General features: G+C 39.7%; 6 protein-coding genes, 2 tRNA genes and 3 rRNA genes. All 11 read left to right on the forward strand.

The annotated features are described in order from the left end of the window. Positions 1–261: 261 nt before the first annotated feature. The 11 genes from MUA37_RS04170 to rrf all read left to right on the forward strand — a co-directional run bounded on the left by MUA37_RS04170 (position 262) and on the right by rrf (position 11,214). Positions 262–1,263 carry a SpoIIE family protein phosphatase gene (locus MUA37_RS04170; RefSeq protein ID WP_002509018.1) on the forward strand — a complete coding sequence of 334 codons (1,002 nt, stop codon included), beginning with the start codon at positions 262–264 and terminating at the stop codon, positions 1,261–1,263. 82 nt (positions 1,264–1,345) lie between these two features. Continuing rightward, positions 1,346–1,672, forward strand: a complete 327-nt coding sequence (locus MUA37_RS04175) for an anti-sigma factor antagonist (protein ID WP_002509019.1) — start codon at positions 1,346–1,348, stop codon at positions 1,670–1,672. Position 1,673: 1 nt separating this feature from the next. Then, complete coding sequence (rsbW, locus tag MUA37_RS04180; RefSeq protein ID WP_002509020.1) at positions 1,674–2,153, forward strand: anti-sigma B factor RsbW; 480 nt, start codon at positions 1,674–1,676, stop codon at positions 2,151–2,153. Then, positions 2,128–2,898 (forward strand): RNA polymerase sigma factor SigB, encoded by a 771-nt coding sequence (gene sigB / locus MUA37_RS04185; protein WP_103387739.1) that lies wholly within the window; start codon positions 2,128–2,130, stop codon positions 2,896–2,898. The genes rsbW and sigB overlap by 26 nt, the downstream gene beginning before the upstream one ends. Before the next feature lie 149 nt (positions 2,899–3,047). Beyond that, a complete protein-coding gene (locus MUA37_RS04190) occupies positions 3,048–5,201 on the forward strand; it encodes a Tex family protein (RefSeq protein ID WP_112369524.1) in 2,154 nt (717 codons plus the stop codon). Further along, positions 5,191–5,643, forward strand: a complete 453-nt coding sequence (locus MUA37_RS04195) for a SprT family protein (RefSeq protein ID WP_142019510.1) — start codon at positions 5,191–5,193, stop codon at positions 5,641–5,643. Before MUA37_RS04190 ends, MUA37_RS04195 begins: the two co-directional genes overlap by 11 nt. A 310-nt stretch (positions 5,644–5,953) precedes the next feature. Beyond that, positions 5,954–6,039, forward strand: a tRNA-Leu gene (locus tag MUA37_RS04200). Between the two features lie 17 nt (positions 6,040–6,056). Then, positions 6,057–6,130: transfer RNA gene (locus tag MUA37_RS04205), tRNA-Gly, on the forward strand. A 140-nt stretch (positions 6,131–6,270) separates the two neighbouring features. Further along, positions 6,271–7,823: ribosomal RNA gene (locus MUA37_RS04210) — 16S ribosomal RNA — on the forward strand. Positions 7,824–8,099: 276 nt separating this feature from the next. Then, a 23S ribosomal RNA gene (locus tag MUA37_RS04215) occupies positions 8,100–11,021 on the forward strand. Between the two features lie 78 nt (positions 11,022–11,099). Beyond that, a 5S ribosomal RNA gene (gene rrf, locus MUA37_RS04220) occupies positions 11,100–11,214 on the forward strand. Together the 16S, 23S and 5S rRNA genes with 2 tRNA genes alongside form the textbook arrangement of a ribosomal RNA operon. Positions 11,215–12,092: the final 878 nt, after the last annotated feature.

Below are 12,092 nucleotides of genomic sequence, written 5' to 3' on the forward strand. Positions count from 1 at the left end.
GGATGTTATAATATAAAAGTTTAACAAACATATTAAATTAAATTAGCACGTCACACCGTTTAGAATAATATAGGGTTCGAATACGTTGTAAAATAAGTAATACACTTCGAAAAGCTTTAGGAAACCCTAAGGCTTTTTTAACTTTTAGTTTACATCTAGCACTATTTTTGATTAATATTAATAAGTGATATATTAATATTAAGTAGCACTCAATCAATGCTGTGTAAATGGTAATTGTATTGATATAGGAGGTTTAACAGCGTGGAAGAATTTAAAAAGCAATATAGAGCACTGATAGATTTAAGTTTGACCTCTGTTGGCAAAGATGCGTTATTAAAAAAATGCGAAGCTTTTACTGATGAAGTTATTAAACGAGATATTTTGCCAGAACATATTGTGGAAATACACAAAGACTATATAACTTTACTTGATTTAGAACAAAGTCAAATTTTAGAAAGCTTAGTGGTACTTGAAGAAATTGTGAAAGGTTTTGGTTATAGTTATAGAGATTACCAGCAGATGGTCGATCGCCTCCAATACCATGATAAAGAAATGGATTTAGCTTCGAGGTTACAACAAACAATGCTAAAAACAGATATTCCACAGTTTGATAGTATCCAAATAGGTGTCATTTCAGTTGCGGCACAAAAAGTAAGTGGAGACTATTTTAATTTGATTGACCACAAAGACGGTACTATGAGTTTTGCAGTAGCAGATGTTATTGGTAAAGGTATTCCGGCTGCACTAGCAATGAGCATGATTAAATTCGGAATGGATTCATATGGTCATTCACAGTTACCAAGTGATGGGTTAAAGCGATTAAATCGTGTTGTAGAAAAAAATGTTAACCAAAATATGTTTGTAACTATGTTTTATGGGTTATATGAAGAGATGAACCATTTATTATATTGTAGTTCAGCAGGACATGAGCCTGGTTATATATATAGAGCTGAAACTCAAACATTCGAAGAAATAGATGTACGTGGTAGAGTGTTAGGTGTAAGCCAACAAACGAGATATCAACAACAAGAAATACCGATTTTTTTAGATGATTTAGTAATTATATTTACTGATGGTGTTACAGAGGTTCGAAATGAAGAAGGCGAATTTATAAATAAAGACCAATTACTTGATATGATACACAAGTATAAACATATGCATCCGCAAGACATTGTGCAGCTGTTATACGAAGCCATCTTGAAAATACAAAATCCTAAAAAAAGAGATGATTTAACGATTTTAATCATTAAACGTGTAAATTAATTTGTTTATTTTTTAATAGAATATTTTTGTTTATTAGGGGTATAGCATGAAGAAATAAGACTATAATTAGGAGTGTAGTAAAATGAATCTTAACATTGAAACGATAACTCATGATGAATATTATGAAGTAAAAGTTGGCGGTGAACTTGATGTATACACTGTACCAGAATTAGAAGAGGTACTAGTACCAATGCGTCAGGAAGGCACTCATAATGTGCACGTGAACTTAGAAAACGTGAGTTACATGGATTCAACTGGATTAGGTCTTTTTGTAGGAACATTAAAAGCATTAAATCAAAATAATAAGGAATTATATATATTAGGTGCTTCTGATCGAATTAGCCGTCTTTTTGATATTACAGGGTTAAAAGATTTGATGCATGTTAATGAAGGAACGGAGGTTGAATAACATGCAAACTAAACAGGACTATATTGAAATGCGCTTACCAGCCTCTGCGGAATATGTGAGTTTAATTAGATTAACTTTATCTGGCGTATTCTCAAGAGCTGGCGCAACATATGACGATATTGAAGATGCTAAAATAGCAGTGAGCGAAGCAGTAACAAACGCCGTAAAACATGCATATAAAGATGGCGCTGTAGTAGGTATGATTAACCTTTGTTTTGAAATTTTTGAAGATAAAATTAAAATTATAATATCAGATCAAGGTGAAAGCTTTGATTACGAAGAAACAAAAGCACAATTAGGACCTTACCAAGAAAATGAAAATATTGACTTCTTAAGAGAAGGTGGATTAGGTCTGTTTTTAATTGAGTCATTAATGGATGAAGTTACAGTAGATAAAAAATCTGGTGTAACGATCAGTATGATAAAGTATATTAAAAAAGAGCAGGTGCGAAATAATGGCGAAAGAGTCGAAATCAGTTAATGATGTATCACCTGAACAAATTAATAAATGGATAAAAGAACATCAAAATAATGAAGCGACAAATGCGCAAGATCATTTAGTTCAACATTATCGTAAACTCATTGAGTCATTAGCTTATAAGTACTCAAAGGGGCAATCTCATCATGAAGATTTAGTTCAGGTCGGTATGGTTGGTTTAATTGGTGCGATAAACAGATTCGACTTATCTTTTGATAGAAAGTTCGAAGCATTTTTAGTTCCTACAGTTATAGGAGAAATTAAACGCTACCTTCGTGATAAAACATGGAGTGTCCATGTACCGAGAAGAATTAAAGAAATAGGTCCACGTATTAAAAAGGTTAGTGATGAATTGACTAACGAGTTAGAACGTTCACCATCAATTTCTGAAATTGCCAATAGGCTAGAAGTGAGCGATGAGGACGTATTAGAAGCTATGGAAATGAGTCAAAGTTATAATGCGTTGAGTGTCGATCATTCTATTGAAGCGGATAAAGATGGGTCAACTGTAACTTTATTAGATATTATGGGCCAACAAGATGATAATTATGACTTAACAGAAAAGCGCATGATTTTAGAAAAAATTCTACCTATATTATCAGAAAGAGAAAGACAAATCATTCAATGTACATTCATTGAGGGTTTGAGTCAGAAAGAAACAGGAGAACGTATTGGTTTAAGCCAAATGCACGTATCTCGCCTTCAACGTACCGCAATTAAAAAATTACAAGAAGCTGCAAAAAAATAATGATTGGACAGAAACGAGTACAAAGTTTCTGTCTTATTTTATATACATTTATAATTATTGGAGACTAATGTGTAGTGATTATAAAAGTAGAATACAAAGAATATGTTAAAATAACTAATGAATTACAATAGCAACGTACGGAGGATAATATGAATAAAAATTTAATTACATCAATTCGAGAGAAGTATAGTTTTTCTGAAAAACAGATAAACTCTGTACTTGAATTATTAGAAGATAAAAATACTGTACCATTTATCGCCAGATATAGAAAAGAACAAACTGGTGGGCTAGATGAAGTTGAAATTAAATTAATTAATGATGAATATCAATATATGGTTAACTTGCTTAAAAGAAAAGAAGAAGTAATTCATAATATTGAAGAGCAAGGATTATTAACGAATGAATTAAAACAAGATATTTTAAAACAAACAAAATTACAACGTGTTGAAGATCTATATCGACCATTTAAACAAAAGAAAAAAACTAGAGCGACTGAGGCTAAAAGAAAAGGATTACAACCGCTAGCGGATATCATCAAGAAAGGTGATAATACAACACCAATACAACAACTTGCTCCAACATATATCTCAGAGGAAGTCCAAACTGTGGATGAAGCCATAAAAGGTGCACAAGATATTTTGGCAGAACAAATCTCAGATAATCCAAAATACAGAACGAAAATTTTAAAAGATACATATCAACAAGGAAAAATAATCACTCAGAAGAAAAAGAATGCTGAAGATGAAAAATCAATTTTCGAAATGTATTATGATTTTAGTGAGCCCATTAAGAGCATTGCTAATCACCGAATTTTAGCGATAAATAGAGGCGAAAATGAAAAAGTCTTAACTGTTAAAATAGCAATGGATTCTACAGGACTTGAAAACTTTATCCGCAAACAAGAAATAACAGAAAACAATCCGAATAGTGATTTGATAATTATAGCAATTCAAGATAGTTTGAAACGACTAATCATGCCTTCAATTGAGCGTGAAATACGAAGTGATTTAACTACAAAAGCAGAAAATCATGCAATTGATGTCTTTAGCGAAAATCTTAAAAACTTATTGTTACAACCTCCATTAAAAGGAAAACAGATTTTAGGTGTGGATCCAGCTTTTAGAACGGGATGTAAGTTAGCAATAATTAATCCATTCGGTACATTTATAGCTAAAAGTGTTATGTATCCGCATCCGCCAATTAATAAAAGAAAAGAAGCAGAAAGTATTTTCTTAAAATGTGTTAAAGACTATAACATAGATTTAATAGCAATTGGTAATGGAACTGCAAGTAGAGAGACAGAACAATTTGTTGCAAATATGATTCAACAACATAACCTCAATGTACAATTTATCATTGTTAACGAAGCAGGTGCATCTGTCTATTCAGCATCTGAAATTGCAAGAGCAGAGTTTCCAGATTTTCAAGTAGAAGAACGAAGTGCAGTGTCAATTGGTAGAAGAGTACAAGATCCATTGAGCGAACTCGTTAAAATAGATCCAAAATCCATTGGTGTGGGGCAATACCAACATGATGTAAACCAAAAAGAGTTAGAAAAAGCATTAACGTTTGTCGTGGAAACAGCTGTAAACCAAGTAGGAGTAGATGTAAATACTGCATCACATTCTTTATTACAACATGTGGCAGGGTTGTCACGTACAATTGCAGATAATTTAATTCAATATAGAGAAGAACACGGTGGAATTAAACATTATAAAGAAATCGCTAAAGTAAAACGTTTAGGAGCTAAAACTTTTGAACAAAGTATTGGATTTTTACGTATTGTTGATGGTGAAGAACCATTAGATAATACAGCAATACATCCTGAAAGTTATGATATAACAAATAACTTACTTAATGATATTGGCTTAACTAAAAGCGATTTAGGCTCTCAACTGCTAAAAGATAAACTCACAAAGATAGACCAGCAACAAATTGCAGAACAACTAAATGTTGGATTACCTACTTTAGAAGATATTATAGCAGCATTGATTGCACCTAATAGAGATCCAAGAGACAACTATGAAACACCTATTTTAAAATCTGATGTGTTATCTATAGAAGATTTAACTGAAGGTATGAAATTAAGCGGAACAGTACGTAATGTAGTAGATTTTGGTGCATTTGTTGATATCGGGGTAAAACAAGATGGCTTAGTGCATATTTCAAAACTTGCCAAGAAATTTGTGAAAAATCCTATGGATATCGTTAGTGTAGGCGATATAGTAGATGTATGGATTGTCGATATAGATGAGCAAAAAGGCAAGGTAGCATTAACTATGGTTGATCCATATGCAAAATAATGAATTACAAAGTTGTGTTGAAAAGGTATCCTTAGAAAATTTTAACAAGCCTTTTAAGCATCGAGCCTATTTTAACAACAGATTAAGAACTACAGGCGGAAGATACTTGTTACATTCACATAATATTGAAATAAATTACAAACAATATACTATGTATGGCATGGAGGCATTGACGAATATTATAAAGCACGAGTTATGTCACTATCATTTACATTTAGAAGGCAAAGGTTACAAACATAAAGATTATGATTTCAAAAAATTAAGCAAACAAGTAAATGCACCAAGATATTGTGAACCACTTGAAAGTTATGAATCACGTGCAAATTATATTTATGAGTGCACTAATTGTAAAACTAAGTTCATGAGAATTCGTAAAGTTAATACTCGTAAAATGGTCTGCAGTCTGTGCCATCAAAAATTAACATTAATAGAAAAGAAATAACAAACAGAGAGTTGTAACAAATGTTACAGCTCTCCATTTGTTTTATTAGCATATAAAAGTGATGTTTTGAATAAAATTGATATTTAAAGGTAAATCGTAACTTATTTTAGATTATAAAATTAAAAAATTCATTAAAAACAATTGACGATGTAAGAATCATGGTATATGATAATAAACGTTGCAAAAATAATAACTGCAATTATTGAGTACATGTTAAGTATGTTAAAACCAAATAACAAAAGTGTTGACATCACGTTAACATTACGTTACAATAGTTAATGTTCTGATGAAGTACTAACCGTTTTGCCTAGCGGTCGTGGCGGAATGGCAGACGCGCTAGGTTGAGGGCCTAGTGGGAGTAATCCCGTGGAGGTTCAAATCCTCTCGGCCGCACCAAAAATCAATTATAATAAGCGGGTGTAGTTTAATGGCAAAACCTCAGCCTTCCAAGCTGATGTTGTGGGTTCGATTCCCATCACCCGCTCCAATCAAATCTTAAATGAACATTGAAAACTGAATCGCAATATGTCAACGTTAATTCCAAACGCAACGACAAGATCGTTGGTTTAAACGTGTTAGAGATAACACACAAATTAGTATTTATGAGCTAATCAAACATCATAATTTTTTATGGAGAGTTTGATCCTGGCTCAGGATGAACGCTGGCGGCGTGCCTAATACATGCAAGTCGAGCGAACAGATAAGGAGCTTGCTCCTTTGACGTTAGCGGCGGACGGGTGAGTAACACGTGGGTAACCTACCTATAAGACTGGAATAACTCCGGGAAACCGGGGCTAATGCCGGATAACATTTAGAACCGCATGGTTCTAAAGTGAAAGATGGTTTTGCTATCACTTATAGATGGACCCGCGCCGTATTAGCTAGTTGGTAAGGTAATGGCTTACCAAGGCAACGATACGTAGCCGACCTGAGAGGGTGATCGGCCACACTGGAACTGAGACACGGTCCAGACTCCTACGGGAGGCAGCAGTAGGGAATCTTCCGCAATGGGCGAAAGCCTGACGGAGCAACGCCGCGTGAGTGATGAAGGGTTTCGGCTCGTAAAACTCTGTTATTAGGGAAGAACAAACGTGTAAGTAACTGTGCACGTCTTGACGGTACCTAATCAGAAAGCCACGGCTAACTACGTGCCAGCAGCCGCGGTAATACGTAGGTGGCAAGCGTTATCCGGAATTATTGGGCGTAAAGCGCGCGTAGGCGGTTTCTTAAGTCTGATGTGAAAGCCCACGGCTCAACCGTGGAGGGTCATTGGAAACTGGGAGACTTGAGTGCAGAAGAGGAAAGTGGAATTCCATGTGTAGCGGTGAAATGCGCAGAGATATGGAGGAACACCAGTGGCGAAGGCGACTTTCTGGTCTGTAACTGACGCTGATGTGCGAAAGCGTGGGGATCAAACAGGATTAGATACCCTGGTAGTCCACGCCGTAAACGATGAGTGCTAAGTGTTAGGGGGTTTCCGCCCCTTAGTGCTGCAGCTAACGCATTAAGCACTCCGCCTGGGGAGTACGACCGCAAGGTTGAAACTCAAAGGAATTGACGGGGACCCGCACAAGCGGTGGAGCATGTGGTTTAATTCGAAGCAACGCGAAGAACCTTACCAAATCTTGACATCCTTTGACCACTCTAGAGATAGAGCTTTCCCCTTCGGGGGACAAAGTGACAGGTGGTGCATGGTTGTCGTCAGCTCGTGTCGTGAGATGTTGGGTTAAGTCCCGCAACGAGCGCAACCCTTAAACTTAGTTGCCAGCATTTAGTTGGGCACTCTAGGTTGACTGCCGGTGACAAACCGGAGGAAGGTGGGGATGACGTCAAATCATCATGCCCCTTATGATTTGGGCTACACACGTGCTACAATGGACAATACAAAGGGCAGCTAAACCGCGAGGTCATGCAAATCCCATAAAGTTGTTCTCAGTTCGGATTGTAGTCTGCAACTCGACTACATGAAGCTGGAATCGCTAGTAATCGTAGATCAGCATGCTACGGTGAATACGTTCCCGGGTCTTGTACACACCGCCCGTCACACCACGAGAGTTTGTAACACCCGAAGCCGGTGGAGTAACCATTTATGGAGCTAGCCGTCGAAGGTGGGACAAATGATTGGGGTGAAGTCGTAACAAGGTAGCCGTATCGGAAGGTGCGGCTGGATCACCTCCTTTCTAAGGATATATTCGGAACAACTTCTACGAAGTTGAAAAGGAATAACATTGACATATTGTATTCAGTTTTGAATGCTCATAATTTGAGGATTCAACATAAATTGTACATTGAAAACTAGATAAGTAAGTAAAATATAGATTTTACCAAGCAAAACCGAGTGAATTAAAGTTTGAAAAAGCTTGAATTCAAAACAAATAATCGCTAGTGTTCGAAAGAACACTCACAGATTAATAACATTTTGGGTTTAAATGAAACAATGTTTGATTTAAACAAACGATTAAGTTATTAAGGGCGCACGGTGGATGCCTTGGCACTAGAAGCCGATGAAGGACGTTACTAACGACGATATGCTTTGGGGAGCTGTAAGTAAGCTGTGATCCAGAGATTTCCGAATGGGGAAACCCAGCACGAGTTATGTCGTGTTATCGACATGTGAATATATATCATGTCTGAAGGCATACCCGGAGAACTGAAACATCTTAGTACCCGGAGGAAGAGAAAGAAAAATCGATTCCCTGAGTAGCGGCGAGCGAAACGGGAAGAGCCCAAACCAATAAGCTTGCTTATTGGGGTTGTAGGACACTCTATACGGAGTTACAAATGTATAAATTAGACGAATTATCTGGAAAGATAAATCAAAGAAGGTAATAATCCTGTAGTCGAAAATTTATACACTCTTGAGTGGATCCTGAGTACGACGGAGCACGTGGAATTCCGTCGGAATCCGGGAGGACCATCTCCCAAGGCTAAATACTCTCTAGTGACCGATAGTGAACCAGTACCGTGAGGGAAAGGTGAAAAGTACCCCGGAAGGGGAGTGAAAGAGAACTTGAAACCGTGTGCTTACAAGTAGTCAGAGCCCGTTAATGGGTGATGGCGTGCCTTTTGTAGAATGAACCGGCGAGTTACGATCTGATGCAAGGTTAAGCAGCAAATGTGGAGCCGCAGCGAAAGCGAGTCTGAATAGGGCGTTGAGTATTTGGTCGTAGACCCGAAACCAGGTGATCTACCCATGACCAGGCTGAAGTTCAGGTAACACTGAATGGAGGGCCGAACCGACTTACGTTGAAAAGTGAGCGGATGAGTTGTGGGTAGCGGAGAAATTCCAATCGAACCTGGAGATAGCTGGTTCTCTCCGAAATAGCTTTAGGGCTAGCCTCAAGTGATGATTATTGGAGGTAGAGCACTGTTTGGACGAGGGGCCCTTCTCGGGTTACCGAATTCAGACAAACTCCGAATGCCAATCAATTTAACTTGGGAGTCAGAACATGGGTGATAAGGTCCGTGTTCGAAAGGGAAACAGCCCAGACCACCAGCTAAGGTCCCAAAATATATGTTAAGTGGAAAAGGATGTGGCGTTGCCCAGACAACTAGGATGTTGGCTTAGAAGCAGCCATCATTTAAAGAGTGCGTAATAGCTCACTAGTCGAGTGACACTGCGCCGAAAATGTACCGGGGCTAAACATATTACCGAAGCTGTGGATTGTCCGTAGGACAATGGTAGGAGAGCGTTCTAAGGGCGTTGAAGCATGATCGCAAGGACATGTGGAGCGCTTAGAAGTGAGAATGCCGGTGTGAGTAGCGAAAGACGGGTGAGAATCCCGTCCACCGATTGACTAAGGTTTCCAGAGGAAGGCTCGTCCGCTCTGGGTTAGTCGGGACCTAAGCTGAGGCCGAAAGGCGTAGGCGATGGACAACAGGTTGATATTCCTGTACCACCTCAATTCGTTTTAAGCGATGGGGGGACGCAGTAGGATAGGCGAAGCGTACGATTGGATTGTACGTCCAAGCAGTAAGACTGAGTATTAGGCAAATCCGGTACTCATTAAGGTCAAGCTGTGATGGGGAGAGGAATTTATTCCTCGAGTCGTTGATTTCACACTGCCAAGAAAATCCTCTAGCTAGAATTATGGTGCCCGTACCGCAAACCGACACAGGTAGTCAAGATGAGAATTCTAAGGTGAGCGAGCGAACTCTCGTTAAGGAACTCGGCAAAATGACCCCGTAACTTCGGGAGAAGGGGTGCTTTCTAGGGTTCACGCCCAGGAAAGCCGCAGTGAATAGGCCCAAGCGACTGTTTATCAAAAACACAGGTCTCTGCTAAACCGTAAGGTGATGTATAGGGGCTGACGCCTGCCCGGTGCTGGAAGGTTAAGAGGAGTGGTTAGCTTCTGCGAAGCTACGAATCGAAGCCCCAGTAAACGGCGGCCGTAACTATAACGGTCCTAAGGTAGCGAAATTCCTTGTCGGGTAAGTTCCGACCCGCACGAAAGGCGTAACGATTTGGGCACTGTCTCAACGAGAGACTCGGTGAAATCATAGTACCTGTGAAGATGCAGGTTACCCGCGACAGGACGGAAAGACCCCGTGGAGCTTTACTGTAGTCTGATATTGAAATTCGGCACAGCTTGTACAGGATAGGTAGGAGCCTTAGATACGTGAGCGCTAGCTTACGTGGAGGCGTTGGTGGGATACTACCCTCGCTGTGTTGGATTTCTAACCCGCACCATTGATCATGGTGGGAGACAGTGTCAGATGGACAGTTTGACTGGGGCGGTCGCCTCCTAAAGAGTAACGGAGGCGCTCAAAGGTTCCCTCAGAATGGTTGGAAATCATTCACAGAGTGTAAAGGCATAAGGGAGCTTGACTGCGAGACTTACAAGTCGAGCAGGGTCGAAAGACGGACTTAGTGATCCGGTGGTTCCGCATGGAAGGGCCATCGCTCAACGGATAAAAGCTACCCCGGGGATAACAGGCTTATCTCCCCCAAGAGTTCACATCGACGGGGAGGTTTGGCACCTCGATGTCGGCTCATCGCATCCTGGGGCTGTAGTCGGTCCCAAGGGTTGGGCTGTTCGCCCATTAAAGCGGTACGCGAGCTGGGTTCAGAACGTCGTGAGACAGTTCGGTCCCTATCCGTCGTGGGCGTAGGAAATTTGAGAGGAGCTGTCCTTAGTACGAGAGGACCGGGATGGACATACCTCTGGTGTACCAGTTGTCGTGCCAACGGCATCGCTGGGTAGCTATGTATGGACGGGATAAGTGCTGAAAGCATCTAAGCATGAAGCCCCCCTCAAGATGAGATTTCCCAACTTCGGTTATAAGATCCCTCAAAGATGATGAGGTTAATAGGTTCGAGGTGGAAGCATAGTGATATGTGGAGCTGACGAATACTAATCGATCGAAGACTTAATCAATTTTAAATAGGTTTTACTTGGTTCACTTATTTTATTTACTATCTAGTTTTGAATGTATAACTACATTCACATACATTGTCTGGTGACAATGGCAAGGAGGTCACACCTGTTCCCATGCCGAACACAGAAGTTAAGCTCCTTAGCGCCGATGGTAGTTGGATTTACATCCCGCTAGAGTAGGACGTTGCCAGGTAATTATAGGATGCGATGAGCCGAGACCGAGAGGTCTCTTTTTTTATATGAAAAATATACTATCTAGACCGCAAGGTCTTTATTATAAAAGTAGAAACGAGGCGAAGTGAAAGCGATTGAAGCTGACGAATGAAACTTGTGACGCAACGCGCTTACGAGAGGTAAGCAAGTCAGGAGCAAGTTGAAAGAGGATAGATGCGAACGTTTGCCACAAGCCGAAAGCCCTTAGCGCCGAAGGTAGTGGTTAACATCCCGCTAGAGTAGGACGTTGCCAGGCAATTATAGGATGCGATGAGCCGAGACCGAGAGGTCTCTTTTTTTATATGAAAAATATACTATCTAGACCGCAAGGTCTTTATTATAAAAGTAGAAACAAGGCAAAGTGAAAGCGATTGAAGCTGACGAATGAAACTTGTGACGCAACGCGCTTACGAGAGGTAAGCAAGTCAGGACAAAAGGTGTACAATTGCTGGAGCAATTGCATAAGTAGTACTAATGCATTGCATGCAAAGTACTACTTTAGATGCGAACGCTTGCCACAAGCCGAAAGCCCTTAGCGCCGATGGTAGTGGTTAACATCCCGCTAGAGTAGGACGTTGCCAGGCAATTATAGGATGCGATGAGCCGAGACCGAGAGGTCTCTTTTTTTATATGAAAAATATACTATCTAGACCGCAAGGTCTTTATTATAAAAGTAGAAACAAGGCAAAGTGAAAGCGATTGAAGCTGACGAATGAAACTTGTGACGCAACGCGCTTACGAGAGGTAAGCAAGTCAGGACAAAAGGTGTACAATTGCTGGAGCAATTGCATAAGTAGTACTAATGCATTGCATGCAAAGTACTACTTTAGATGCGAACGCTTGTCACAAGCCGAAAGC

This window comes from Staphylococcus arlettae (assembly GCF_025560845.1).
In the GTDB taxonomy this organism is placed as follows: domain Bacteria; phylum Bacillota; class Bacilli; order Staphylococcales; family Staphylococcaceae; genus Staphylococcus; species Staphylococcus arlettae.